Origin of the sequence: Azospirillum brasilense (assembly GCF_022023855.1) — a bacterium.
Taxonomy (GTDB): Bacteria; Pseudomonadota; Alphaproteobacteria; order Azospirillales; family Azospirillaceae; genus Azospirillum; species Azospirillum brasilense_F.
This window is the reverse complement of the sequence record NZ_CP059449.1, coordinates 658,647-684,183: the sequence shown is the minus strand read 5'-3', so window position 1 is coordinate 684,183 and position 25,537 is coordinate 658,647. Positions and strand designations below refer to the sequence as shown.

Annotated in this window: 27 protein-coding genes; 14 read left to right on the top strand and 13 right to left on the bottom strand. The window is 68.9% G+C overall.

All coding sequences use genetic code 11. The annotated features are described in order from the left end of the window. Positions 1-104 precede the first annotated feature (104 nt). Positions 105-1,841 carry an ABC transporter permease gene (locus H1Q64_RS03260; RefSeq protein WP_237904362.1) on the top strand — a complete coding sequence of 579 codons (1,737 nt, stop codon included), beginning with the start codon at positions 105-107 and terminating at the stop codon, positions 1,839-1,841. Between the two features lie 104 nt (positions 1,842-1,945). Further along, positions 1,946-2,794 carry a pirin family protein gene (locus H1Q64_RS03255; RefSeq protein ID WP_237904361.1) on the top strand — a complete coding sequence of 283 codons (849 nt, stop codon included), beginning with the start codon at positions 1,946-1,948 and terminating at the stop codon, positions 2,792-2,794. 186 nt (positions 2,795-2,980) lie between these two features. Here the strand turns inward: H1Q64_RS03255 and H1Q64_RS03250 are convergent, their stop codons facing one another. After that, complete coding sequence (locus H1Q64_RS03250; protein ID WP_014239252.1) at positions 2,981-4,009, bottom strand: Fe(3+) ABC transporter substrate-binding protein; 1,029 nt, start codon at positions 4,007-4,009, stop codon at positions 2,981-2,983. Positions 4,010-4,288: 279 nt separating this feature from the next. Here H1Q64_RS03250 and H1Q64_RS03245 point away from each other — a divergent pair, with 279 nt between their 5' ends. Continuing rightward, positions 4,289-4,801: an invasion associated locus B family protein gene (locus H1Q64_RS03245; protein ID WP_237904360.1), complete on the top strand. Its 513-nt coding sequence runs from the start codon at positions 4,289-4,291 to the stop codon at positions 4,799-4,801. Positions 4,802-4,880: 79 nt separating this feature from the next. On the opposite strand, the gene cobT is transcribed toward H1Q64_RS03245, so the two are convergent. From cobT to H1Q64_RS03225, 4 genes are all read right to left on the bottom strand, one after another. Next, complete coding sequence (gene cobT / locus H1Q64_RS03240) at positions 4,881-6,746, bottom strand: cobaltochelatase subunit CobT (protein ID WP_237904359.1); 1,866 nt, start codon at positions 6,744-6,746, stop codon at positions 4,881-4,883. Positions 6,747-6,827: 81 nt separating this feature from the next. After that, on the bottom strand, positions 6,828-7,208 hold the full coding sequence (locus H1Q64_RS03235; RefSeq protein ID WP_237904358.1) for a GxxExxY protein: 381 nt from the start codon (positions 7,206-7,208) through the stop codon (positions 6,828-6,830). 76 nt (positions 7,209-7,284) lie between these two features. After that, entirely contained in the window at positions 7,285-8,289 is a 1,005-nt protein-coding gene (gene cobS, locus H1Q64_RS03230) for a cobaltochelatase subunit CobS (protein ID WP_014239256.1), read from the bottom strand. A 73-nt stretch (positions 8,290-8,362) separates the two neighbouring features. Continuing rightward, positions 8,363-8,947 (bottom strand): J domain-containing protein, encoded by a 585-nt coding sequence (locus H1Q64_RS03225; RefSeq protein WP_237904357.1) that lies wholly within the window; start codon positions 8,945-8,947, stop codon positions 8,363-8,365. Between the two features lie 165 nt (positions 8,948-9,112). Between H1Q64_RS03225 and H1Q64_RS03220 the strand changes: the two genes are divergently transcribed. After that, entirely contained in the window at positions 9,113-9,385 is a 273-nt protein-coding gene (locus tag H1Q64_RS03220) for a BolA family protein (protein ID WP_014239259.1), read from the top strand. A 311-nt stretch (positions 9,386-9,696) separates the two neighbouring features. After that, the gene (locus H1Q64_RS03215; protein WP_237904356.1) at positions 9,697-10,119 is read left to right on the top strand and encodes a ribbon-helix-helix domain-containing protein; all 423 of its coding nucleotides are present in this window, start codon (positions 9,697-9,699) and stop codon (positions 10,117-10,119) included. A gap of 119 nt (positions 10,120-10,238) precedes the next feature. On the opposite strand, the gene H1Q64_RS03210 is transcribed toward H1Q64_RS03215, so the two are convergent. The 4 genes from H1Q64_RS03210 to H1Q64_RS03195 form a co-directional block, all read right to left on the bottom strand. After that, positions 10,239-10,850 (bottom strand): DUF2889 domain-containing protein, encoded by a 612-nt coding sequence (locus H1Q64_RS03210; protein WP_237904355.1) that lies wholly within the window; start codon positions 10,848-10,850, stop codon positions 10,239-10,241. Positions 10,851-10,986: 136 nt separating this feature from the next. Beyond that, a complete protein-coding gene (locus tag H1Q64_RS03205) occupies positions 10,987-11,472 on the bottom strand; it encodes a cyclic nucleotide-binding/CBS domain-containing protein (RefSeq protein WP_237904354.1) in 486 nt (161 codons plus the stop codon). A gap of 113 nt (positions 11,473-11,585) precedes the next feature. Next, a complete protein-coding gene (gene aroB, locus H1Q64_RS03200; protein WP_237904353.1) occupies positions 11,586-12,710 on the bottom strand; it encodes a 3-dehydroquinate synthase in 1,125 nt (374 codons plus the stop codon). A gap of 7 nt (positions 12,711-12,717) precedes the next feature. Next, the gene (locus H1Q64_RS03195; protein ID WP_237904352.1) at positions 12,718-13,353 is read right to left on the bottom strand and encodes a shikimate kinase; all 636 of its coding nucleotides are present in this window, start codon (positions 13,351-13,353) and stop codon (positions 12,718-12,720) included. A 216-nt stretch (positions 13,354-13,569) separates the two neighbouring features. Here H1Q64_RS03195 and H1Q64_RS03190 point away from each other — a divergent pair, with 216 nt between their 5' ends. The 8 genes from H1Q64_RS03190 (at position 13,570) to H1Q64_RS03155 (ending at position 21,601) form a co-directional block, all read left to right on the top strand. Beyond that, on the top strand, positions 13,570-13,758 hold the full coding sequence (locus H1Q64_RS03190; RefSeq protein ID WP_237904351.1) for a hypothetical protein: 189 nt from the start codon (positions 13,570-13,572) through the stop codon (positions 13,756-13,758). Positions 13,759-13,897: 139 nt separating this feature from the next. Further along, positions 13,898-15,778: a hypothetical protein gene (locus H1Q64_RS03185; protein ID WP_237904350.1), complete on the top strand. Its 1,881-nt coding sequence runs from the start codon at positions 13,898-13,900 to the stop codon at positions 15,776-15,778. Next, positions 15,775-16,794, top strand: a complete 1,020-nt coding sequence (gene xerD, locus H1Q64_RS03180) for a site-specific tyrosine recombinase XerD (protein ID WP_237904349.1) — start codon at positions 15,775-15,777, stop codon at positions 16,792-16,794. Before H1Q64_RS03185 ends, xerD begins: the two co-directional genes overlap by 4 nt. 141 nt (positions 16,795-16,935) lie before the next feature. Further along, on the top strand, positions 16,936-18,540 hold the full coding sequence (gene aceB / locus H1Q64_RS03175) for a malate synthase A (protein ID WP_237904348.1): 1,605 nt from the start codon (positions 16,936-16,938) through the stop codon (positions 18,538-18,540). Positions 18,541-18,605: 65 nt separating this feature from the next. Further along, the gene (locus H1Q64_RS03170; RefSeq protein WP_237904347.1) at positions 18,606-19,088 is read left to right on the top strand and encodes a DUF29 domain-containing protein; all 483 of its coding nucleotides are present in this window, start codon (positions 18,606-18,608) and stop codon (positions 19,086-19,088) included. Between the two features lie 2 nt (positions 19,089-19,090). Continuing rightward, positions 19,091-20,008 (top strand): DMT family transporter, encoded by a 918-nt coding sequence (locus H1Q64_RS03165; RefSeq protein ID WP_237904346.1) that lies wholly within the window; start codon positions 19,091-19,093, stop codon positions 20,006-20,008. Positions 20,009-20,095: 87 nt separating this feature from the next. Continuing rightward, positions 20,096-21,052 carry an acetyl-CoA carboxylase carboxyltransferase subunit alpha gene (locus H1Q64_RS03160; RefSeq protein WP_237904345.1) on the top strand — a complete coding sequence of 319 codons (957 nt, stop codon included), beginning with the start codon at positions 20,096-20,098 and terminating at the stop codon, positions 21,050-21,052. A 6-nt stretch (positions 21,053-21,058) separates the two neighbouring features. Further along, a complete protein-coding gene (locus H1Q64_RS03155; protein WP_237904344.1) occupies positions 21,059-21,601 on the top strand; it encodes an MAPEG family protein in 543 nt (180 codons plus the stop codon). A 7-nt stretch (positions 21,602-21,608) separates the two neighbouring features. Here the strand turns inward: H1Q64_RS03155 and H1Q64_RS03150 are convergent, their stop codons facing one another. Genes H1Q64_RS03150 through argB form a run of 3 tightly spaced genes read right to left on the bottom strand, consistent with a single transcriptional unit; the run spans position 21,609 to position 23,845 of the window. Then, on the bottom strand, positions 21,609-22,592 hold the full coding sequence (locus H1Q64_RS03150) for a magnesium transporter CorA family protein (protein WP_237904343.1): 984 nt from the start codon (positions 22,590-22,592) through the stop codon (positions 21,609-21,611). 14 nt (positions 22,593-22,606) lie between these two features. Next, a complete protein-coding gene (locus tag H1Q64_RS03145; protein WP_237904342.1) occupies positions 22,607-22,921 on the bottom strand; it encodes a hypothetical protein in 315 nt (104 codons plus the stop codon). A gap of 24 nt (positions 22,922-22,945) precedes the next feature. Continuing rightward, complete coding sequence (gene argB, locus H1Q64_RS03140) at positions 22,946-23,845, bottom strand: acetylglutamate kinase (protein WP_145625606.1); 900 nt, start codon at positions 23,843-23,845, stop codon at positions 22,946-22,948. A gap of 169 nt (positions 23,846-24,014) precedes the next feature. Here argB and H1Q64_RS03135 point away from each other — a divergent pair, with 169 nt between their 5' ends. Beyond that, positions 24,015-24,260 (top strand): hypothetical protein, encoded by a 246-nt coding sequence (locus H1Q64_RS03135; protein ID WP_237904341.1) that lies wholly within the window; start codon positions 24,015-24,017, stop codon positions 24,258-24,260. 5 nt (positions 24,261-24,265) lie between these two features. Here the strand turns inward: H1Q64_RS03135 and H1Q64_RS03130 are convergent, their stop codons facing one another. Further along, positions 24,266-25,534 (bottom strand): cation:proton antiporter, encoded by a 1,269-nt coding sequence (locus H1Q64_RS03130; RefSeq protein ID WP_237904340.1) that lies wholly within the window; start codon positions 25,532-25,534, stop codon positions 24,266-24,268. Between the last annotated feature and the right edge of the window lie 3 nt (positions 25,535-25,537).

The following is a 25,537-nucleotide window of genomic DNA, read 5'->3' as shown; positions in this document are numbered from 1 at the left end:
TACCCTCACGGGAAAGGGATGCGGCATGTTGTCATTGCGAGTTATTCGCACAGTGTGAGACCATAGGGCTCCCGTTCGACACATCCCTATGGGCGTAACCGGCCTTGACGACGGACACCTTTCAAACCCCCGCTCCGACTCCGGGCGGCCCGGTTCAGGCCGCCGGCTTTCATTCCTCCCCGTGGGCCTCCCTGTGGCATCGCGTCGGTTTCAGCGGCTGGACGCTGGCGACGCTGGTGATCGCGGCGCTGGTCGCCCTGCCGGTGCTGGCGGTGATCAGCCGCGTCTTCGTGCCGACGGACGGGGTGTGGCAGCATCTGGTCGACACAGTGCTGGCGGAGTATCTGCTGAACACCGTGCGCCTCGTCTTCGGGGTGGGGCTGGGCACGCTGGTCATCGGGGTTGGCACCGCTTGGCTGGTCACCATGTGCCGGTTCCCCGGCAGCCGTATGCTGGAATGGGCGCTGCTGCTGCCGATGGCGGTGCCGGCCTATGTCATGGCGTACGTCTACACCGATCTGCTCCAGTTCGTCGGCCCGGTGCAGACCGCGCTGCGCGAGGTTTTCCACTGGTCGCGCCGGGATTACTGGTTTCCGGACATCCGTACGCTCGAAGGCGCCGCGTTGATGATGACGCTGGTGCTGTACCCGTACGTTTATCTGCTGTCGCGCGCCGCCTTCCTGGAACAGTCCGTCTGCGTGCTGGAGGTCAGCCGTACGCTTGGCCGCGGACCGTGGCGCAGCTTCTTCACGGTGGCGCTGCCGCTGGCCCGCCCCAGCATCGTCGCCGGCCTCGCGCTGGTGCTGATGGAGGTTCTGGCCGATTTCGGCACCGTGCAGTATTTCGCCGTGAACACCTTCGTCACCGGCATCTACCGGACGTGGTTCGCCATGGGACAGCCGGTGGCGGCGGCGCAGCTGGCCGCCGTGCTGATGATGTTCGTTCTGGTGCTGGTGCTGATGGAGCGCTGGTCGCGCCGTCAGGCCCGCTACCACCACACCACCACCCGTTACCGCCGCCTGCCCAAGCACCAGTTGACCGGCTGGCGCGCCGCCGCCGCCATGACGGCCTGCGGGCTGCCGCTGCTGCTCGGCTTTCTGCTGCCCGCCGGGCTGCTGGTCCGCATGGCGGTCACCGCCGGGGATCAGGCCTTCGGGCCGGTGTTCCTGACGCTGGCCCGCAACAGCTTCACGCTGGCGGCGCTGGCCGCGGTGCTGGCGGTGTCGCTGGCGCTGGTCCTGGCCTACGGGCAGCGGCTGCGCCCGACGCCGCTGCTGAAGGGCGCGGTGCGCGTCGCCGCCATGGGCTACGCCATTCCCGGCTCGGTGATCGCGGTCGGCGTGCTGATCCCCTTCGCCCATCTCGACAACGCCGTCGACGCCTTCATGCGCCAGACCTTCGGGGTGTCCACCGGCCTGCTGCTGAGCGGCACCATCGCGGCGGTGCTGTTCGCCTATCTGGTGCGCTTCCTGGCGGTGTCCTTCAACACGATCGAGGCCAGCCTGGGCAAGATCCGCCCGACGATGGATTTTGCGTCCCGCGTTCTCGGCCACACGGCGGGGCGGACGCTGATCCGGGTGCACGCGCCGATCATGTGGGGCAGCCTGCTGACCGCCGGCCTGCTGGTCTTCGTGGACGTGATGAAGGAGCTGCCGGCGACGATGATCGTCCGGCCCTTCAACTTCGACACGCTGGCCGTGCGAGTCTACACGCTGGCCTCCGACGAGCGGCTGACCGAGGCCGCCACCGGGGCGCTGGCCATCGTCGCGGTCGGCATCGTGCCGGTGATCCTGCTCAGCCTGTCCATCAGCCGCTCCCGCCCCGGCCAGACGGACGAATGACGCTGTTGCCCCTGCCGCAACAGTGTTGAGCGGCGCTGGGGCTTTATCCAGTGCCCTGGAAAGAATACCTCTCTCTCAGCGATATTGCCCGAGGAGAGCGTCCGATGACCGCCGAAACCGTCCGCCCCGTCCTGACCGCCGTCGAAGGCATGGAAGCGTCCGACGGGGCCGGCGTGCGCATGACCCGCATGGTCGGCACGCCGCGCCTGCGCATGCTCGACCCCTTCCTGATGCTGGATTACTTCGGGTCCGACACGCCGCAGGACTATCTGGCCGGCTTCCCCGACCACCCGCACCGCGGTTTCGAGACGGTCACCTACATGCTGGCTGGCCGCATGCGCCATTGGGACAACCACGGCCACGAGGGCGTGATCGAGACCGGCGGCGTGCAGTGGATGACCGCCGGGCGCGGCGTGATCCATTCCGAGATGCCGGAGCAGACCGAAGGGTTGATGAAGGGCTTTCAGCTCTGGATCAACCTGCCGGCGCGGCTGAAGATGTCGGAGCCCGCCTATCAGGAATTCGCCGCCGACCGCATCCCGGTCGAGACGCGCGAGGGCGGGACCACGGTGACGGTGATCGCCGGCACCACCGGCAACGGCACCGCCGGCCCGGTGCGCAGCGGCCCGACGGAGGCCCGCTACTTCGACGTCAGCCTGCCGGCGGGTGCTGCCTTCTCCGAGCCGGTGCCCGCTGGTCACGCGGCGGCGCTGGTGGTCTTCGAGGGATCGGTGGTGGTGCCCGGCAGCTCCGTCCGGCTGGGCGGGCCGCGGGTGCTGGTGCTGGGCGAGGGCGACCGGGCGGAGATCACCGCCGGCCCGTCCGGCGCGCGCTTCCTGCTGCTCTCCGGCCGTCCGATCGGCGAGCCGGTGGCCTGGGGCGGCCCCTTTGTCATGAACAGCCGCGAGGAGGTGATGCAGGCCTACCGCGACTACGAAGAGGGCAAATTCTAAAGCGAATTTTCATTCGCTTTAGATTCACATGGCCTCATTTGTCGGCCGGGCTTCGGCCGCATGTGCGGCCGGGACCGCCGTCGCGGTCCAATGCGGAAGCCATTCCGCTTAATCTCCTGACCACACAAACAAAAAGGGCGCGTCTCCACCGCTGGGACGCGCCCCTTCGCTACGCCGGACGGTGGCTTACTTCCAGCCGGCGCGATCCATGATCTTCAGAGCCTCGGCGTTGTTCTTGCCGTAGACGGCGGCGTTCAGCGGGTCTTCCTTGAACTTGCCCCAGGTGACCAGCACCGGCGCGGTCTCGGCCCCGGCGACGATCGGGTACTCGTAGTTCTTTTCCGTGAACATCTTCTGGGCCTCGGGGCTGACCAGATACTCCAGGAACTGGACGGCCTGCTCCTTGTTCGGCGCGTTCTTCATCACGCCGGCGCCGGAGACGTTCACATGGGTGCCGCGGTCGCCCTGGTTGGGGAAGATCACGCCCAGCTTCTCCGCGATGGCCTTGTCCTCCGGCTTGGAGGAGGAGGCGATGCGGGCGAAGTAGTAGGTATTGGTCACGGCCACGTCGCCTTCGTTGGCGGCCACGCCCTTGATCTGGTCGGTGTCGCCGCCCTGCGGCTTGCGCGCCATGTTGGCGACGACGCCCTTGGCCCATTCCTCCGTCGCCTTCTCGCCATGGGCGGCGAGCAGCGAGCCGACGAGCGACTGGTTGTAGACGCTGGTCGAGGAGCGGACGAGGACGCGGTCCTTCCACTTCGGATCGGCCAGCTCCTCGTAGGTCTTGATCTCGTCCGGCTTCACCGAGGCCTTGTTGTAGACCAGGATGCGGGCGCGCTTGGAAATGCCGAACCAATGGCCTTCCGGCTCGCGCAGGTGGGCCGGGATGGCCTCCTCCATGACCTTGGAGCGGGTCGGCTGGAGCAGACCGGCCTCCTGGGCGCGCCACAGGCGGCCGGCGTCGACGGTGATGAACACGTCGGCGGGGCTGTTGCCGCCTTCGGTCTTCATCCGCTCGATCAGCTCCTCTTCCTTGCCCTCGATGACGTTGATCTTGATGCCGGTCTTCTTGGTGAAGGCGTCATAAAGGTCCTTGTCCACATCGTAATGGCGCGCGGAGTAGATGTTCACCTCGGCGGCGCTGGCGAGACCCGTCATGGTCAGCAGCGTGGCGGCGAAGGTGGCGGCAAACACGCCGCGCGATCCGATGTGCATCCTCAGTGACTCCCGAATTCTTGTCGGTTCACGCCCGCAATTGCGAAGCGTTCTCATGCACCGACTTGACCATTCGGGGGGCGGGGTGTCAAGCGTGAACGATAACCATTCTCAATATTCAAAAAGGATGCGGAGCGGAACGATCATCGCGGACTAAGACGCCAACCAAAGGTGTAAAGGCTTGTTCGTCCTTAGGGTATGCCTATAATCCGTTTGCGGTAACCGCCGTCGTGCGGGATCGCTAGCGGCCGAACGGGACGACAGATGGGGAGCGTCAGGATGCGTTGGACAGGTCTCTTCGCTTTTGGTGCGGCGCTGCTGTCCGCGCTGGCCGTAACACCGGCCTCCGCCGTCGATTTCTCCAAATCCGCCGCCGAGTACGGCCCGGAAGGCGCCTGGACCAGCCGCTGCGAGATCGACCGCATGACCGACACCAAGGTCTGCCGGCTGATGAACTACCGGCTGTTCGACGACGGCAAGGAGGTCGGCTTCGTGGCGCTGAGCGTCATCCCGACCGGCAACGACTTCCACCTGTTCCTGACGACCAGCCAAGGCATGATCGACAACTGCGCCATCCGCGTCGACCGTCAGCCGCGGATCGAGACGCAGATCGCCACGCTCAACATGTGCATGTTCCCGAACTTCGTGTCGGGCCGCGTGGTCGACCAGTTCCGCAACGGCTCCACGGTGCTGGTCCGCGTGAACTTCCTGCGCGCTGGCAAGCGCGACATCGATTTCCCGCTGAACGGCTTCTCGCGCAACTTCGAAGAGATGCAGCGCAGCCTGCAGTGATCGTCCGAACCGGACCGCATCAATGAGCAACGGCGCGGAGTGATCCGCGCCGTTGTCGTTTTCAGACTTGCTCTTGGCCTTACCGCCAGCCGCTGCGGCTGCGGCGGTCGTCCTCGTCGAACAGCTCGGCCAGCTTGTTCATCATGGTGCCGCCCAGCTGCTCGGCGTCCACGATGGTGACGGCGCGGCGGTAGTAGCGGGTCACGTCGTGCCCGATGCCGATGGCCACCAGCTCCACCGGCGAGCGGGTCTCGATGTACTCGATCACCTGCCGCAGGTGCCGCTCCAGATAGTTGCCGGCGTTGACCGACAGGGTCGAGTCGTCCACCGGGGCGCCGTCGGAGATCACCATCAGGATTCGCCGCTGCTCGGGCCGCCCGATCAGACGGTTGTGTGCCCACATCAGCGCCTCGCCGTCGATGTTCTCCTTCAGGATGCCTTCGCGCAGCATCAGGCCGAGATTCTTGCGGGCGCGGCGCCAGGGCTGGTCGGCGTCCTTGTAGATGATGTGGCGCAGGTCGTTCAGGCGGCCGGGGTTGGCGGGCTTGCCCGAGGCGATCCAGTGCTCGCGCGCCTGCCCGCCCTTCCAGGCGCGGGTGGTGAAGCCCAGCACCTCCACCTTCACCGCGCAGCGCTCCAGCGTGCGGGCCAGGATGTCGGCGCTCATCGCGGCGATGGAGATCGGCCGCCCGCGCATCGAGCCGGAGTTGTCGATCAGCAGCGACACCACCGTGTCGCGGAAGTCCATCTCCTTCTCCTTCTTGAAGGAGAGGGGAAGGACCGGGTTCACGACGATGCGGGCGAGACGCGCGGCGTCGAGGATGCCGTCGTCCAGGTCGAACTCCCACGACCGCTGCTGCTTGGCGAGGAGGCGCCGCTGCAGGCGGTTGGCCAGCTTGGAGATCACCCCCTGGAGATGGACGAGCTGCTGGTCCAGCATGTGGCGCAGCCGGGCCAGCTCTTCCGGGTCGCACAGCTCGGCGGCGTCGACCACCTCGTCGAATTGGGTGGTGAAGGGCTTGTAGGCGTTGGGGTCGGGCTCGTTGCGTCCGCGCGCTTCCGGGCGCCAGGGCTGGCCGGGGCCGGCGGGCTCCTCCGCCCCCTCGCCCTGGCCCATCTCGGTGTCGCCCTCCTCGCCGGTGCCCTCATCGGCCTGCTCGCCCTGGTCGGACTCCTGCGTCTCCTGCGAGGTCATCGATTCGGCCTGACTCTGGGTGTCGTCCTCACCCTGGGTCTGGCCCTTGTTCGGCTCGTTCTCGTTCTCGCCGGAGTCCCGCTCGTCCTCCTCCGGCTCCTGCGGCTCGTCGGGGTCGTTGCCGACCTCCATGTCCAGCTCGGTCAGCAGCTTGCGCACGGCGCGGGCGTAGGCGTCCTGATCGGCCATGTGGCTGGCGAGCCCGTGCAGGTCCTTGCCCAGCCGCTCCTCGATCCAGCCGCGCCACAGGCTGACCGCGTGCTCGGCGGCGGGGGGCGGGGCGGCGCCGGTCATCGCCTCGCGAGCGATCAGGCGCAGCACCTCGGGCAGGGGGACCTGCTCGCGCTCCTCCAGCCGCTCGAAGCCCTGCTTGTGGTAGCGCTCGTCCAGCGCTGCCTCCAGGTTCGCGGCCACGCCGGGCATGTGGCTGGCGCCCAGGGCCTCGCAGCGGGCCTGTTCCAGCGCGTCATAGGCGGCGCGGGCGCTGTCGCCCAGCGGCATGCGCTGGAGATGGACGGCATTGTCGTGGAAGCGCAGCCGCAGCGACACGGCGTCCGCGGCGCCGCGCAGCGTCGCGACGTCGTGCGGGTTCAGGTCGCGCGCCGGGGTGGGGATGCGGACGCGCAGGCCGGCGACGCCGGGTGGCTCGGTGGAGAAGCCCACCTGCACGTCGGCCCGGCGGGAGAGGGCCCGCACCGCGGCGGCGGTGGAGCGCTTGAAGGCCTCGACGGGGTTTTCACGGTCGGTCATGGCGGGCTGTCGATAGAGTTGGAGAAGTGCGGAACCTTCACGGATTTCGCGGATGTGTGCACGGATTACACAGATTTTTCCTTATGGGAGGACGCGCCGGACCGTCAGGCTCGGCGTGCCGAAATTCAGCAGAAGCCCAACCGGCATCCCGCTGGCCCTCAGGTAATTCACCACCTGCCTGATGTGCGGCTGGCTGATGGCCTCGGCGACTTTCAGTTCGACGATCACTTGGTCTTCGACCACAACGTCCGCGAAATAAGTCCCGACGCTGTTGCCCTTGTAGGAAATGCCGAAAGGCACCTCCAACCCGACGTCCAGGCCCCGGCTGCGGAGTTCATGAACGAGGGCGTTCTGATAGACCGATTCGACGAAGCCTTGTCCGAGCGTGTTGAAGACCTCTAAACCGGCTCCAATGATACGCTCCGTCAGGGCTTCAATCCTATGGTCCAGAACGACCCTCATCCATGAAATCCATGCTCAAATCCGCGAAATCCGTGAAGTATCAGTGTTCCGCAATCGGGCGGGAACTTAGCCCCGATCACACCAGGTTGGCCTGCACTCCCGTCTCCGGCAGCTCGGTGCCGAAGCAGCGCTGGTAGTATTCGGCGACGGTCGGCCGCTCCACCTCGTCGCACTTGTTCAGGAAGGTGATCCGGAACGCGAAGGCGATGTCGTTGAAGATGTTGGCGTTCTGCGCCCAGGTGATGACCGTGCGCGGGCTCATCACCGTGGAGATGTCGCCGTTGATGAAGCCGGCGCGGGTCAGGTCGGCCAGCCGCACCATCGACGCCACGGTCTTGCGGCCGGCCTCGCTGTCGTATTCCGGCACCTTGGAGGCGACGATCTTCACCTCGGCGTCCACCGGCAGATAGTTCAGCGTCGCCACAATGTTCCAGCGGTCCATCTGGCCCTGGTTGATCTGCTGCGTGCCGTGGTAGAGGCCGGTGGTGTCGCCCAGACCGACGGTGTTCGCCGTGGCGAACAGGCGGAAGGCCGGGTGCGGGCGGATGACGCGGTTCTGGTCGAGCAGGGTCAGCTTGCCTTCCACCTCCAGCACGCGCTGGATCACGAACATCACGTCGGGACGGCCCGCGTCATACTCGTCGAAGACCAGCGCGCAGGCGTGCTGCAGCGCCCAGGGCAGGATGCCTTCGCGGTATTCCGTCACCTGAACGCCGTCGCGCAGGACGATGGCGTCCTTGCCCATCAGGTCGATGCGGCTGATGTGGCTGTCCAGGTTGATGCGGATGCAGGGCCAGTTCAGGCGCGCGGCCACCTGTTCGATGTGGGTGGACTTGCCGGTCCCGTGATAGCCCTGGACCATGACGCGACGGTTGTAGGCGAAGCCAGCCAGGATCGCGAGCGTCGTGTCGCGGTCGAAGCGGTAGGCTTCGTCGATGTCCGGCACATGCTCCGTGCGCTGGCTGAAGGCCGGCACCTGCATGTCGCTGTCGATGCCGAACACTTGACGCACCGACAGGGTGATGTCGGGAACGTGATCGAACAGGGCCGAGCTGGCCTGGGTGGCTCCTTGAGAAGGCATGGGAGGTTCTTATCGTTCCAACGTGTCTGTTGTCGGGGCCGCCCGGCCAATCTGGTCCGGCCAACCGTCGGGGTTACGCACCATAGCAGGCTTTCAGCGTGTTGTAGGCCTGATTGATCTCCTTCAACTTTTCTTCGGCCGCCTTGTCCCCGCCATTGGCGTCGGGATGGTGGATTTTCACCAGCTCGCGGTAACGCGCCTTGATGCGCGGGAAATCCACCGGCGGGGCGAGGTCGAGAACGACCAGCGCCTCCTCCTCCGCGCTGCGGGCGGCCTGGCGGCGCTGCTTGCTCTCCTCGGACTGGTCCTTGCCGGCCTCGCGCCCGAACTCGAAGCTGAAGCCGTGCATCGCGCGGTCGCGCAGGAACTTCTCCTGCACCCCCCAGAAGCCGAGCGGCCAGCTCGGCCGCTGCCACGTGGTGTCGCGGCGGACCTCGGCCTCGATCTGCTCGGGCTTCATGCCGGCGTAATAGTCCCAGGCGCGGTTGTACTCGCGCACATGGTCCAGGCAGAACCAGTAGTAGTCGTTGAGCTGCCGGCGGCTCTTCGGCGCCCGATACGCGCCCTCGCCGGCACAGCCCGGATGATCGCAGGCGCGCACGGCGGTGCGCGGCTGGTCGTAGCGGCTGAAGTCGTAGCGGGTGCGTGGCTTGCTCATGTGCGAAGTATGGGAAGAGGCATCCTTTCTGGCAAGCGCACGCAAGGGGGCGGTGCCGACCTGCGGAAAATGGCCGGTCTGCGGCATTGGCGGCTTGACGGGAGCGGTGCCGCGCCGTCACCTCAATCCCAAATCCGACCCCGCCCAAACTCAATGAGGACCCCCATGGAATACGCCACCCGCATGCGCCGGAAGCTGACCGACGCGCTGGCCCCCGAGCGGCTCGACATCCAGGACGACTCCGGCCGGCACGCCGGCCATGGCGGCGCCCACCCGGAAGGCGAGACGCATTTTCACGTCACCATCGTCTCCGCGGCCTTCGCCGGAAAGTCGCGCGTGGAGCGCCAGAGGCTGGTCTATGGCCTGCTCGCCCAAGAAATGGCGGAGCGCGTTCACGCCCTCGGCCTGACCACGCTGACCCCCGAGGAGGCTCGCTGACAGCAACGCCGACAAGAACGCCCAGCCGCCGCCCGTGCAGCAAGGGAAAAGCGCCACCTGCAAATGCATACATACGCATGCAACTACTAGAGGTTCTTTTCCGTCCTCAAACATAATTGGAGTGCTGCCGTGGTTGCAATTCTCGCTGTATTTAGTAGAGTGCAGCGCATGCAACCAATCAATGCGCCGTGGGCGATGCACTTTTCGCGCGTCGTCCGGCGGGTTCGTGGAGAGGGCGGCGTATGGCGAAGCGCGGGCCGAAGAAGCGGTTAACAGTAAATCCCAACGCGTGTGTGGAGCCGCTGAAGAGCATGAACATCATGATTGCCGGGCGCCGCACGAGCATGCGTCTGGAGCCGACCATGTGGGACGCTCTGGAGGACATCGCCCGCCGCGAGGGCCTGACGGTCAACGGCCTCTGCACGCTGATCAAGGACCGGCTGGACGAGCAGGTCCGGCGGCGCGGTCCGGGCGCGGACAATGCGGAGGTCACCCTGACCTCGGCGGTCCGCGTCTTCATCGCGGCCTATTTCCGCCGGGCCTGCACCGAAGACGGTCATGTCCAGGCCGGACACGGCGGGGGCGATCCCTTCGTGGGGACGCCTTTCGACCTGCCACCGCTCGACGAGTTGGATCGGACGGAAAGCGGGGCCGGCACCACGGCATCGGCTTTGCCGCCGACGGCAAAGCCGGGCGCGGCGGTCGAGGGCCTGCGGTCCGCGCTGGAAGCGTGACAGGAGGAGCATTCCGATCGGCAGAAGAAAAGGGCGCGTCCACAGGATGCGCCCTTATGTGTCTGTCCGGTTAAGCTGTGTCCGGTGCGGACGAAGACCGGTCGGCCCCGACCGCCGCCTCAGTCCGCGGCGTCGCGCGGACGGTCGCCGGTGTAGTGGTCGGGCCAGTTCTTCCGCACGACCTCGCCGTTGCTGTCGAAGATATGGCAGGTGTTCAGCAGCACCGGGCGCTTGGTGCGCAGCATGTCCTCCTTGCTGCCCGCCTCGCCGCCGGCCGCCCGGGCCTTCTCGGCCTGCTCGCGCGCCAGGATGGGATAGATGGTCTGAAAGGCGGTGGTGGCGATCGGCCCCAGAAGCTCCACCAGATGCGTGCAGCCTTGGACGCCGCCCAGCCGCTCCTTCACCGCGCGGGTCCAGCCCGGCCCGATCTTCAGCCCGACCAGCCGCTGGAAATTGGGTGTGACGGAGCCGCAGGTGCGGTAGGGGCTCTTCTCCGTCACCGCTTCCACCGCCTGGACGGTCAGGTCGTTGTCCACCGTCAGGCGAAGCCACATGCCGTGCACCGGGTCGCCGGGCAGGATCTGACCGCGCTGCTCGGTGTGGAAGGCGTAGCTCTTCACATCGGTCAGATGGCCTTCGACATCCCACAGCCCATCGGTCCGCCGATAGCCCCGGCAGGTGACTTCCCGGATGTGGATCGGTTCGCGCGCGGCGGGTTCGGACAGCGGCATGGGACTCTCTGACGTTCGGCCTAGTTCGGACGGCCTGATTGTTGGGGCGTACCCGGGAATATCGGTGGGGCCAGCGTTCAGGTCAAGCCGGCTTCACCGCATTGCAGCATTACGCGCCGAGGCGCTGTGCCTGGGATTATGGAGGAGCGCTGGCGGAGTAGTTCGACCCGAAGATGAAAGCCTCGCGGTCGCGGATCTCGTCCTCCAGATGAGCGCGGACCACGGCGAACAGGTCGCGGATGGAGACGATGCCCATCACCATCCCGTCCGATTCGCCGTTCGCGGTGACCGGCAGGTGGCGGTAATGGTGGCGCTCCATCAGGTCCAGCGCTTCGTAGGCGTGAGCGTCAGGTCCTAGCGTGTCGGGAGAAGCGGTCATGACCTCGGCGAGCCGGGTCGCCGCTGGATCGCGTCCTGGGGCGACGACGCGGACTGCGAGATCGCGCTCGGTGAAGATGCCCTTCAGCGACCGGCCGCCTTCCGCTTGGTCCTGGGTGACCAAGAGGGCGGCGACGCGGCGTTCCGCCATCAGAACGGTGGCGTCGTGGACACTGGCCTCCGGGGACAGGCAGACGAGCTGCTGATCCTTGATGACGTCGGGGATGAGCTTACGGTTCGGCATGTCCAGTCTCCCTTTTTGGGGCGGCTTTTCCTCGCATCTTGGACGCGAATCGGAACTGTCGTTAACTCTGACAGTTTGCCACCCCAACGGTCAAGGGATTATGGTGCAGCGCATCAGCGCGCGACGGCATCCTCCAGTAGCGCACGCACCACCGCCGGATCGACGTCGCGCTGGGTGAAGGCGTCACCCAACGCGCGCACCAGCACGAAGGTGATGCGCCCGTCCTTGACCTTCTTGTCCTTGGCCATGGACAGGATCAGCCCGTCGACATCCCATTCCACGCCGGGCACGTCGGTGGGACGGACCGGCAGACCGACGCGGGCCAGATGGGCGCGCGCCGTCTCGGCGTCCGCCGCCGGGCACAGCCCCAGCCGCACCGACAGGTCGAAGGCCAGGACCATGCCGATCGACACCGCCTCGCCGTGCAGCAGGCGGGAGCCGAAGCCGGTCGCCGCCTCCAGCGCGTGGCCGAACGTGTGGCCGAGATTCAGCAGGGCGCGGTCGCCGCTCTCCCGCTCGTCCACGCCGACGATGGCGGCCTTGGCCCGGCAGCTTTCGGTGACGGCGTGGCGGCGGGCGTCGCTGTCGCCGGCGACCACCCGTTCGCCGTTCTCCTCCAGCCAGGCGAAGAAGCCGGGCAGGCGGATCAGCCCGTACTTCACCACCTCGGCGTAGCCGGCCAGCACCTCGCGCCGCGGCAGGGTATCCAGCGTGGCGGTGTCGGCGATGACCAGACGCGGCTGGTGGAAGGCGCCGATCAGGTTCTTGCCGTGCGGGCTGTTGATGCCGGTCTTGCCGCCGACCGAGCTGTCCACCTGGCTCAGCAGCGTGGTCGGCACCTGAATGAAGTCGATGCCGCGCAGCGCCGAGGCGGCGGCGAAGCCGGTGATATCGCCGATCACCCCGCCGCCGAGCGCCAGCAGGACCGCCGACCGTTCGATACCGCGCGCCAGGACGGCGTCCATCAGCCGTTCGAAATGGGCGATGTCCTTGGTCTTCTCGCCCGCCGGCAGGACGATGGCCTGGGTCGGCTCGATGCCGGCGTCGCGCAGTGTGCGTTCCAGCGTCGGCAAGTGCAGCGGAGCGACGTTCTCGTCGGTGACGACGATGGGCGCCTTGCCCTTGGTAATCGCGGCGATGCGCGGTCCGGCGCCGTCGAGCACCCGGTCGCCGACCAGGATGTCGTAGCTGCGCGGACCGAGGTCGAGGCGGACGGTGTCTGTGACGGTTTTGGTCATGGCGGGATCAGGGCTTGTCGTGGTGGTGGTGCGCCGGGTGGCGGTGATGATGATGGTGCGAGTGGGGCAGGGTGATGCCGAAATGCGCCTCCAGCGCCTCGATCACCTGCTCCACGGTCGCTTCCGGCGGGCGCTCGTCGCTGATCACCGTCAGGTCGGCTTCCGCATAGACGGGGTAGCGGGCGGTCATCAGCCGGCTCAGGATCTCCCTGGGATCGCCGGCGTTCAGCAGCGGGCGGTGGGTGCGCCGTGCCGTGCGGGCCAGCAGCACGTCCAGTTCGGCGCGCAGCCAGACCGACAGGCCGTGGGCGCAGATGGCCGCGCGCGTCTCCGGGTCCATGAAGGCGCCGCCGCCGGTCGCCAGGATGTGCACCGGCTGTTCGGTCAGCAGCCGGGTGATGATCCGCCGCTCCACCGAGCGGAACACCGCCTCGCCGTCGCGGGCGAAGATTTCCGCGATGGAGCAGCCCGCCGCCGTCTCGATCTCCGTGTCGGCGTCGACGAAGGGCAGGTGCAGCCGCGCGGCCAGCCGCCGCCCGATCGCGCTCTTCCCCGCGCCCATCAGGCCGACCAGCACCACCGTCCTCGGAAGGGTCTTCGACGGGTCCGGCGGCTGTCCCTGCGGTGATGGGCGGGCGGTCATGGTGCTGTGGACTTTCCTGATGCGGTTCCGGCCTGATGCGGTTCCGGAGGGCGGGTGTTCGATTCGGTCGCAGGGGCCTGCGCATGTTGCGCAGCGGCGCCCCCGTGGCTAAAGTGGTACGTCCGGCGTTCATCGGCCATCGGGCCAGCGGTGCGGACGGTGTGCGATGATTAGCATGAAAGCGCACCCTTGTCCCAAGCCGCACGGACGCAGACCGTGATACAGCGCCGCCGTTCCTTCCACAGAAACACGACTCCAATCGCCATGAGCCGGGTTATCTCCATTCTTTTCGTCCTGTTCCTCTTCGTCATCGGGGGTGGCATGGCCTTCCTTGCCTCCTGGGACATGCCGGCACCGTCCAAGACGGTGGAAAAGGTCATTCCGGATGAGCGGTTCCCCCGCTGACGCCGGGGACGCCGCCGGGCGCCGCCGCCGGTCTGCCGCTCCGCCACGGGGCGGACGGGTCGGAGCCGGCGCTGTTTCCATGTTTGCCGCCGCTTCTCTCGGGTTGGCCCCTCTGGCCCTGGCTTTGTCCGGAGCCTTGATGGGCGCGGCGACGCCGGCGCTGGCCCAGGCCTATACCCAGGCCGTGCCTTCCGGGCCGCCGATCCGCCTGTTTCCGGCGCCGGAACGGATGGCCGTCCCCGACGTCGAATCCGGGGCCGGACGGGTCCTGGACGATCCGCTGGCCTCGCCGGGACCGTCCGCTGCTCCGCTGCCGCTGACCCCGCCCGCCGCTCCGCCGCCCGTCCATACGCCGTCCTTCGACGTGGTGCCCACCGTGGCGTCGCCCTCGGCCATTGCGGTGGAGACGCTGGGGCCGCTCGACCCCGACGGCGCCGGGCCTCTGGAGGGAGCCGCCGGACTGGGCGGCGACCCCTGGCGCGGCATCCCGCGCGCCGAGGTGCTGGCCCTGCTGCCGGAGCTGCCCACCCTCACCCCGTCGCCCGCCGTGAAGGAGCTGCAGCGCCGGTTGCTGCTCAGCCGCGGCTCGCCCGCGGCCGCTCCGGGGGAACCCGAGCCGGTGCGCCGCTTCGGCGCGCTGCGGGTGGAGAAGCTGGCGGACATGGGCGACCCGCGCGGCGCGGCTGACCTTGCCGCTCTGCTGCCCGAGGCGATGACGGCCGACGAGGCCGCCGCCCGCGCCCTGACCGACGCCCAACTGCTCGCCGGCCCGCTGGACTGCGCCGCCGCGACGGAGCGCGCCAAGCCCTTCACCGGCCCTTATTGGCAGAGGGTGGCGCTGTTCTGCCGCCTGCGCGCCCGGCGGATCGGCGGGGTGATGCCCACCGAGGCCGGGGCTGCCCCGGCGGGGGACGACCTCGCCTTCGAGATGCTGCGTGAGCAGCCCGGCGGCGATCCCGATTTCCTGCGGGTGGCCGAGGCGATGGTCGGCGGCCCGGCGGTCCGGCCGCGCAGCCTGAAGGACCCCAGCCCGCTGACCCTGGCCGCTCTGCGGACGCTCCAGGCCGGGTTGCCGCCGGATGTGCTGTCCCTGACCGACCCGGCCCGTCTGGCCGCGGTGGCGTCCAACAATGGCACCGACCCGGCGACCCGCGTGACCGCGGCGGAGCGCGCCGCCACCGCCCTGTTCCTCGATTCCCGGCGGCTGGCGGAGGCGTACCGCGCCGCCCCGGCCAAGGGCGACGAGCTGCTGCGGCTGAAGGACGCCGCGGCCCGCGACCGTACGGTCCGCACCCGCGCGTTGGTGCAGCAGGCCATGCTCGCCGCCATGGGCGGCGGGCGGCGGGTGGAACTGGCCGGGTTGGCACTGGAGCTTCTCGACCCACCGATGCTGGCCGGTCCGGTGGGGGCGGTGGTGGCGGACATGCTCGACACCCTGTCGCCGACTCCGGACGCCGCCGCCCTGGCCCCCGCCGCCGCGCGCCTCTGCTTCGCGTTGGGCCGGGCCGACAGGGGCAAGCGCTGGTACGATCTCGCCCTGCGCAGCCGTCCCACGGCGGAGGTGGCGCGGCTGTGGCCGCTCGCCGTCATCGCGCTCGGCCCACCGCCGGGCGGCGGGGCGCTGGGCCTCGCCGGCTGGCTGGACGAATCGCTGCGCGGCGCCGATCCGGAGGCGCGCGCCCGCGTCGCCGGGCAATTGGGTCTGCTCCAGGCGATGGGCGTCGCCGTGCCGGAAGAGGCGTGGCGCCGGACCGCCGACCCTGAGGAGACGACCCCCACGCCCGCCGACGCCCGTCCCCCCACCGCCGACCCCGCCCTGTGGCAGCGGCTGGCCGAGGCCTCCGCCGACCGGCGCGTCGGCGAGACGGCGCTGGCCTCCCTGCTGCTGCTCGGCAACGCCGGGCCGGCGGGCACGCCGCCCGCGGTGGTGGCGCGTGTGGTCAGTGCCCTGCGCGCCGTGGGTCTGGACAGCGATGCCCGCGCGATCGCCCGTGAAGCCGCCGCGGCCCTGGCCGGATGAGTCCCATGCCCAAAACGACCCCGCCAAAAGCCCAGCCGAAGCGGCGCGGGCGCCCCTGCAAACCGCGCCCGATCGCGGCCTCGCCCCATGTCGACGCCTTTCTGGACATGCTGACGGCGGAGCGCGGCGCGGCGCTGAACACCCGCATGGCCTACGAGCGCGACCTCGCCGACCTCGCCCTCTGGCTGGCCCAGCGCGGCCAGCCGCTGGAAAAGGCGGTGACGGAGGATCTGCGCGCCTACCTCGCCTTCCAATATGTCGAGGGCGGGCAGAAGCCGGCGCCGCGCACGCTGGCCCGCCGCCTGTCGGCGATGCGCCAGTTCTACCGCTTCCTGGTTTCGGAAGGGCGACGGGTGGACGATCCGGCCTCGGCGCTCGACAGCCCCAAGCAGGGCCGCCCGCTGCCCAAGATCCTGACGGTGGAGGAGGTCACGCGCATGATCGACTCCGCCCAGACCCGCGGCGGGCCGGAAGGGCTGCGGCTGGTCGCGCTTCTGGAGGTGCTCTACGCCACCGGCCTGCGCGTGTCGGAGCTGGTCGGCCTGCCGATGGCGGCCATCCTGCGCGACGGGCGCGGTCTGATCGTGCGCGGCAAAGGCGGGAAGGAGCGCATGGTGCCGCTGTCCGAACCGGCCTCCGCCGCGCTGGGCGCCTATCTGCCCTGGCGGAGCCACTTCATCCTGGCCGGGCGGGAGAATGGGCCGATCGCCTTCCTCTTCCCGTCGCGCAGCTCCACCAACGGTCATCTCACGCGCCAGCGCTTCGCCCAGCTTCTGAAGGAGTTGGCCATCGAGTCGAACATCGACCCGGAGAAGGTCAGCCCCCACGTGCTGCGCCATGCCTTCGCCACCCACCTGCTCGACCGCGGGGCGGACCTGCGCTCGGTCCAGAAGATGCTGGGCCACGCCGACATCGCCACCACCCAGATCTACACCCACGTGGTGTCGGAGCGTCTGAAACAGGTCGTGCACGAGCATCACCCTCTGGCACGGCGAAAAACCGTTCGTACGCAATAGTGTTGCGCGCAAAAGGGTTGCCCCTTTCAAAGGATGCCAATCCGGCTATGGCGGCTTCTCCTGCTGTGGTATAGCCCTTGTCCTAATGGGGTTGGCAGGCGAGTGCGCCGGACCGCCCTCGCGACGAACTGGGGGAACCGCATGGCCACGACCATCTCCGGGCTTGAGATCCTGGGTCCGATCACGCCGGGCTTCGAGACGATCCTGACGCCGGAGGCGTTGGCCTTCCTGGCGGAGCTGGAGGGGCGGTTCGGGTCGGAACGGTTGCGCCTGCTCGACGTGCGGACCAAGCGGCGGGCGCTGATCGACCAGGGCCACACGCCGGACTTCCTGCCGGAGACCCGCGCCATCCGCGAGGCCGACTGGATCATCGCGCCGCTGCCGCACGACCTGCTCGACCGCCGGGTGGAGATCACCGGGCCGGTGGACCGCAAGATGATCATCAACGCGCTGAATTCCGGCGCGAAAGTCTTCATGGCCGATTTCGAGGATTCGAGCTGCCCGTCCTGGGCCAACCTGATTGACGGGCAGGTCAACCTGCGCGACGCCGTGCGCCGCACCATCGCCTTCGACGATCCGGTGTCGGGCAAGAAGTACCGGCTGAACGACAGGACCGCCGTCCTCAAGGTCCGTCCGCGCGGCTGGCATCTGGCGGAGAAGCACGTCCGATTCGACGGCGAACCGGTGTCCGGCGCGCTGTTCGACTTCGCCCTCTACACCTTCCACAACGCGCAGGAATTGCTGTCCCACGGCTCCGGCCCCTATTTCTACCTGCCGAAGCTGGAAAGCCATTTCGAGGCGCGATTGTGGAACGAGGTGTTCTCGGTCGCCGAGGATTATCTCAAGATCCCGCACGGCTCGATCAAGGCCACGGTGCTGGTGGAGACCATCCTGGCCGCCTTCGAGATGGACGAGATCCTCTACGAGCTGCGCGACCATTCCGCCGGGCTGAACTGCGGGCGCTGGGACTATATCTTCAGCTTCATCAAGACCTTCCGCAACGACCCCGCCGCCGTGCTGCCCGACCGGGCGGAGGTGACGATGGCGACGCCCTTCCTGCAGTCCTACAGCCTGCTGGCGGTCAAGACCTGCCACCGCCGCGGCGCTCCGGCGATCGGCGGCATGGCCGCCTACATCCCGGTCAAGGACGATCCCGCGGCCAACGAGACCGCCTTCTCCAAGGTCCGCGCCGACAAGGAGCGGGAGGTGTCCAACGGCCATGACGGCACCTGGGTGGCTCATCCCGACCTCGTCCCCGTCGCGCGGGAGGTGTTCGACGCCTACATGCGCAAGCCCAACCAGATCGACCGCAAGCGCGCCGACGTCAGCGTGACCGCCGCCGACCTGCTGGCCGTTCCGGAGGGACCGAAGACGGAGCGCGGCCTGCGCAACAACGTGGCCGTCGCCATCGGCTATCTGGAGGCGTGGCTGCGCGGCACCGGTTGCGTGCCGCTGTTCAACCTGATGGAGGACGCCGCCACCGCCGAGATCAGCCGCACCCAGCTCTGGCAGTGGGTCCACCACGGCGCCGCGCTCGACGACGGGCGCCCGGTGACCATGGAGCTGGTGGACGAGACCATCGCCGAGGAGCTGGCCGCCTGGAAGGCCCGCGTCGGCGACCGCGCCTTCGAGCGGGGGCTGTACGAGGACGCCGCGGTGATGCTGCGCGACCTCGTGGAGCGGGACGACTTCGTGGATTTCCTGACCCTGCCGGCCTACGACCGCATCGTCGCGCAGGGGGCGTGAGGGCGTTGCCAAGCCCACGGCGTGTTCACCATATTGGTGTCGGCACATCACCCGAAGGGGCCGCCATGGGACGCAACGCCGCCGCGTATGGAGACGATTTCTACGGCTGGACGCAGGAGCAGGCCGGGCTTCTGCGCGCCGGCAAGCTGTCCGAAGTGGACGCCGAAAACCTCGCGGAGGAGATCGAGAGCATGGGCCGCAGCGAGGCCGACCGTCTGCGAAGCTGCCTGCGCCTGATTCTTTTGCATCTCCTGAAATGGCAGAAACAACCCGCCCGCCGGTCGCGGAGCTGGCGCAACAGCATCCAGCGGGAGCGGGACAACGCGGCCCTTGTGTTGGAGGACAACCCCAGCCTGACGCCCAAGCTGCCCGCGCTGTTCGCCAAGGCCTACCAGCTTGCCCGGCGTGAGGCCGCCCGCGAAACCGATCTGCCGGTGGAGCGTTTTTCCGAGGACAGCCCCTTCACCCTGGACCAGACCCTCGACCCGGCCTTCCCGGACGATCTGGAAGACGGCTGGCGTCGCAGCCCCCGGACCCCGCGGGTCTGACATTGACCCTTCCATCCGCCACCGTCCCGCCGGCCTCGCGCGGGGCCGAGTCGCTTGCGCTGCTGCTTCTGGTCGGCGGGTTGATCGGAGTGATCTTTCCGGTCACCAAGGTCGCGCAGGCGGCCGGCGTGCCGCCGCTGCCCTGGGCCTTTTCCATGATGCTGGGCGCCGGCGTGATCCTGGCCGTGCTGGCGCGTTTCAAACGGCAACCGATGCCCCTGACCGGACGGTACCTGCGCTACTTCGCGGTGTCGGGGCTGCTGTCCATGGCGCTGCCCAATGTGGTGCTGTTCTTCGTCATGCCCTGGCTGGGGGCCGGGCTGTCGGCGGTGGTCTACACGCTGCCGCCGATCCTGACGCTGCTGATGGCGGTGGCGGTGCGGATCGAAAAGCCCGACCGCGGCCGGGTGGCGGGCATCCTGCTTGGATTAGTCGGCGCGCTGATGATCGTCGGACCGCGCGGCAGCCTGCCCTCGCCCGATCTGGCGGGCTGGATGGCGCTGGCCTTCGTCATGCCGGCCGCAGTCGCGGCGGGCAACGTCTACCGCACCGTGGCCTGGCCGCCGGGCGGGCAGCCGGTGGCGCTGGCGGCGGGGACCATGCTGGGCGGGGCGGGCTGGGTCCTGCTGGCGCTGCTCGCAACCGGGGCTGTGGCGGACCTGCCGGCGCTGGGGCTCGCACCCTGGCTCGCCCTGCTCCAGATCGCGGTGACGGCGCTGACCTACGTGCTGTATTTCCGGCTCCAGGTCGTTGCCGGGCCGGTCTATCTCAGCCAGATCGGTTACGTGGCGACCTCCGTCGGGCTGGGCACCGGGACGCTGCTGTTCGGCGAGCGCTATTCCCCCTGGGTGTGGGGCGGGGCGGCGGTGATCGTCCTGGGCGTGCTTCTGGTCAGTTTTGGCCGGCGTTTCGCGCGATAAGCTGTGGCATCGCCGCCGCGCACCGTGGTACCAAGGCCGGTCCGCGACGTCCGCGTCCTATCCTATTCGGTCCGTGATCCTTCCGGCATGCAAACCTTCCTGGAATTCGAAAAGCCGATCGCCGAGCTTGAAGGCAAGATCGAGGAACTGCGCCATCTGACCAACGCCGGCGACATCAACATCGCCGACGAAGTGACGAAGCTGCAGACCAAGGTCGACAAGCTCCTCCGGCAGACCTACGCGAAGCTCACCCCGGCGCAGAAGGTGCAGGTGGCCCGCCACCCCAACCGTCCGCACTGTCTGGACTATGTGAAGGGGCTGATCGACGACTTCACGCCGCTGGCCGGCGACCGCGGCTTCGCCGAAGACCGCGCGGTCATCGGCGGGCTGGGCCGCTTCCGCGGCCGCTCGGTCGTGGTGATCGGGCAGGAGAAGGGCCACGACACCGAAACGCGCGTGCGCCACAACTTCGGCATGGCCAAGCCCGAGGGCTACCGCAAGGCCCAGCGCCTGATGGACCTCGCCGACCGCTTCAAGCTGCCGGTCGTCTCGCTGGTCGACACCGCCGGCGCCTTCCCCGGCGTCCAAGCGGAGGAGCGCGGCCAGGCCGAGGCCATCGCCAAGAGCATCGAGCGCTGCCTGCGCCTGACCGTGCCCATGGTGGCCGCGGTGATCGGCGAGGGCGGGTCCGGCGGCGCCATCGCCATCGCGACGGCCGACCGGGTGCTGATGCTGGAGCACGCCATCTACTCCGTCATCTCGCCGGAGGGCTGCGCGTCGATCCTGTGGCGCAACCCCGACATGGCCGGCGAGGCCGCCGTCGCGCTGCGCCTGATCAGCCACGACCTCAAGGAACTCGGCGTCATCGACCGGGTGGTGAGCGAGCCGATCGGCGGCGCCCATCGCGACCCGGCGGAGACCGTCAAGGCGCTGGGCGACGCCATCGAGGAGTCGCTGGGCGATCTCGACGGGCTGGACGGCGCGGCGATCCGCGCCCAGCGCCGCCAGAAGTTCCTGGACATGGGCCAGAAGGGCCTGGGCTAAGGCGTCATGGCCGCCGCACCGGAGACCCGTCTCTCCAAGACCCGTCTTCTGCGTCTGGCGGCCACCGTCAACCTCGCCGCGGTGGTCGTGGCGCTGCTGGCCCTGTGGCTGCTGCCCCCGCTGTTCGCGCCGCCGTCCGGCATCGCCGATCCGGGCGCGCGCATGGCCTTCTGGGGGCGGCTCGCCCTGTGGCCAGCGCTGGTGCTGTTCCTGACGGTGGGCGGGGTGCTGGTCGCCCGCGCCCGCTCCGTCGCCCTGAACCCCATAGACGATGCCGAGTCGCGCTTCTACCGCGTCAGCCAGCGCGTGCTGACCAACACGGTGGAGCAGACGCTGATCTTCGTGCCCGCCCTGGCAGCGCTGGTGGCGCAGATGCCACTGCCCGACCTGGGGTTCGCCCGACTGGCGACCGCACTGTTCGTGCTGAGCCGCCTGCTGTTCTGGGCGGGCTACCTGATCCACCCCTATGTGCGGGCGCCGGGCATGGCGGTCACGCTGACCGTCAACTTCGTCGTGCTGGGCTGGGCGCTGGCGCTCGCCGTCGGCTGAGCGGGGGTTACAGCCAGCGCCGCCGTTTGAAGTAGATCATCGGCAGCGTCGCCGATAGAATCATCAGCATCACCGCCAGCGGGTAGCCGAAGGTCCAGTCCTTTTCCGGCATGGTCACGAAGTTCATGCCGTAGATGCTGGCGACCAGGGTCGGCGGGAACAGGGCGACCGTCAGGATCGAGACGATCTTCACGATCTCGTTCTGCTCCACGTTGATGCGACCCAGCGTGGTGTCCAGCAGCAGGCTGACCTTGCCCGACAGGAACTGGGCGTATTCGCCGAGCCCCGTCACGTCCTGCAGGGCGGCGCGCGCCCAGCGCCGGGTCCGCTTGGCCGGGGTCCAGCCCTCGCCGCGGGCCAGGAAGGTCAGCAGGCGGTTGAGCGTCGACAGGCTGACATGCGCCTTGCCGATCAGATGCCCGGTGTGGCCGATGCGCTTCAGCGTGCGGGTGTCGTCCCGCCGCTCCCCCTTGACCGGCAGGGCGCGCCCGCGGAAGGCGCGGCTGCTCATGGTGTCCAATTCCAGCCCGACGCGGCGCAGAACGGCGGCGGTGCGCTCCACCACCCCGTCGAGCAGGGCGGCCAGGACCGCCTCGGCCGTCAGTTCCGCGCCGCCGCTGCGGGTGACGCGGCGGCGGAAGGCCAGGAAGGGCTGCGGATCGACGGCGTGGATGGTGGCGAGCCGCCCGCCGGCCAGGACGAAGCTGACCGGGACGATGCGCGGCTGGTCGGTGTCGGCCCAGACCAGGACGAGCGCGGTCATGTGCACGGCGTCGGGGGTGATGCGCAGGCGGCTCGATTCCTCGATCTCCGCCATCTGCTCCCGAGTCGGCAGCTTGATGCCCATCAGCGCCTCGGCGCGGGCCAGCTCCTCCGGCGTCGGGTTCTGCAGGTCGAGCCAGACGGCCTCGGCGGGCAGCGGGGTGCGGACGCCCTCGGCCTCGCGGGCCCAGCGCAGCCGGTTACCGTCGCAGGCGAAGACGTGGAGCATGGCGGCGGGCCGCCTTAGAGGAGACGGCCGAAGCGGCGCGGCTTGCGCGGCTGGGGCGGCTCGGCGGGGCCATTGGCGTCCCTGGCGGCGTCCCTATCCGGCAGGTCGGCGGGCGCGCCGTCCTGGCGCAGCGCGGCCTCCAGCTTGCGGCGGAAGGCCCCACCGTCGTCCTTGGAGTCGAGGAAATGCCCGACGGCTTCCTTCGCCGAGTCGCGGTCGTAGGGGACCTTGCCGAAGACCGACAGCTTGGCGCGCTCCAGCAGCTTCGGGTCCATCCGTTCGCGGATGGCCTTCATCTGGCGGAGCAGGTCCTTGCGCACGTCGGACATGGCGGGTCCCCTTCGCTTACCCGGTCACTCGCGGCCGATCATCGTGCCGGCCCCGCCTTCGGTGAAGATCTCCAGCAGCAGGGCGTGCGGAACCCGGCCGTCCAGGATCACGGCGGCGTCCACGCCCTGTTCGACGGCGTCGATGCAGGTCTCGATCTTCGGGATCATGCCGCCGGTCGCGGTGCCGTCGGCGATGGCGGCGCGCGCCTGATCCAGCGACATGCGCGGCACCAGCTCCTTGTTCTTGTCCAGAACGCCGGCGACGTCGGTCAGCAGGAAGAAGCGGGTGGCGCCCAGCGCCGAGGCGACGGCGCCCGCCGCGGTGTCGGCGTTGATGTTGTAGGTGTCGCCGTTGCGGTCGAAGCCGATCGGGGCGATGACCGGGATGATGTCCGACTGGGCCAGCGACGTGAGGATCTGCGGGTTCACCTGATAGGGCTCGCCGACGAAGCCGAGGTCCAGCACCTTCTCGATGTTGCTGTCCGGGTCGCGCTGTGTGCGGCGCAGCTTGCGCGCGGTGATCAGGCTGCCGTCCTTGCCCGACAGGCCGACGGCACGGCCGCCGGCGTTGTTGATGGCGGCGACGATCTGCTTGTTGATGGAGCCGGCCAGCACCATCTCGACCACCTCGACCGTCTCCTTGTCGGTGACGCGCAGGCCGTCGATGAAGCTGGACTTGATGGCCAGCCGCTGCAGCATCTGCCCGATCTGCGGGCCGCCGCCGTGCACGACCACGGGGTTGATGCCGACCTGCTTCAGCAGGACGATGTCGCGGGCGAACTTTTCCGCCAGGCTGTCGTCACCCATGGCGTGGCCGCCGTACTTGATGACGAAGGTGCGCCCGGCGTAGCGGCGCATGTAGGGCAGGGCTTCGGACAGGGTGCGGGCCTTGGCGAGCCACTCGTCGCGGGTCGTGTTCTGCACGGGATGGAGCCGTTCGTCGGGGTGGGCCAATCGGGTGAGATTCCGCCGACTCTTTAACGGAAAGCGCGGGGGGTGCCTAGGGGGCTTTTTCAGGCGGGCGCCGCGTCCGGGAACCCTTGCCGCGCCCGGCGGTTCGCCCGGGGTAGGATGAACCGCAAAGGACGGTGCCATGAACGACCGCATCATGCCGACCCCGCGCAACCCCTTCACCGAGGCTCACAAGGCCGAGATGGAGGAGACCGCCCGGCGGGCCGAGGAGATCTATGGCTCCTCCGACGCGCAGGAGGTGACGGAGGCCAACAAGGCGCTGAAGGAGCAGGCCCGCGGGGGTGGAAAGGCCGGGTCGGGCAGGCTGGATTCCGAGGGGCCGGGCGCCGATCCGGTGGTGACCGGGAACGTGCGCAAGCCAGGCTGAGGAGATCAGGACACCCCGGCGTGCCCCGCCCGGCGGGCGGCGATCCGCCCGGCCAGCAGGGTCATCGGCTGGGTCAGCGCGGTGACCACCACCGCCATCAGCACCATGGCGGAGAAGCAGGCCTCCGACAGCACCCCGGCTTCCAGCAGGATGGTCAGGACGATGACCTCCATCAGCCCCTTGCAGGACATCAGCGTGCCGAGCCGCCAGGAATCAGCGGCGCTCTCGCCCGACAGCCGGGCGGGCAGGGCGGTGCCCAGGACCTTGCCCAGGATGGTCGCCACCGTCGCCAGCGCGAAGACCCACCATTGCGCCGAGGCGGCGAGGTCGAGATTGACCTTCAGCCCGGTCAGGGTGAAGAAGAAGGGCAGCAGGATCAGCGTGGCGAAATGCTCCAGCCGGTCCAGGATGGCCGCCGCCAGCCGCCGCGGCATGACCGTGCCGGCGACGAAGGCGCCCAGGATGTAGTGCAGCCCGATCAGCTCCGTCACCGCGGCGGAGCCGAGCAGGGCGGCGCAGGTGACCACCACCACCATGTCGCCGACCGCGCCGTCCGGGGCGATGCGGTTCATCAGCCGGGTCAGCAGGGGGCGCGCGAACAGCTCGGTCGCGGCCAGATAGGCGAAGCCGAGGACGGCGATCCACGCCACCCCGGCGAAGCCGCCGCTTCCCCCCGCCGCCAGAGCCAGCACGGCGGTGATGAGAAGCCACAGCAGCGCGTCGTTGACCGCCGCGTAGCCCAGCGCCAGCCGCCCGACCCGCTCCCCGATCAGCCCCATCTCGCGCAGGATGGCCCCCAGCACCGGCAGGGCGGTCACCCCGACGCAGATGCCGAATCCCGCGGCGAACAGCAGCGGGTCGGCCTTCGGCCCGGCCATCTCGGGAAAGGCGCCGACGATCCACCAGCCGAGCGCCCCGCCGAGCAGCGTCGGCACCAGCATGCTCGACAGGCTGATGCCGACGAAGGCGCGCCCGCGTCCCTTGAACTCCTCCAGGTCGAGGTGCAGTCCGGTCAGGAAGGCGAAGAAGACCACGGCGAGGAGGGCCAGCCCGGAGAGCGGCGCCAGCGACTCCCTGGCGAACAGCGGTTGCCAGAGCTCCGGGGCGGCGTTTCCGAGAACCGACGGGCCGAGCGCGATCCCGAACAGGATCTGGATGACCACCATCGGGGCCACATGCTGCAGACCGGACAGCCGCCACAGCAGGAACGGACCGGCGATCAGCAGGATGGCCTGGAGGAGGAACAGCAGGGCCGGCGTCAGCTCGACGGGCATCGG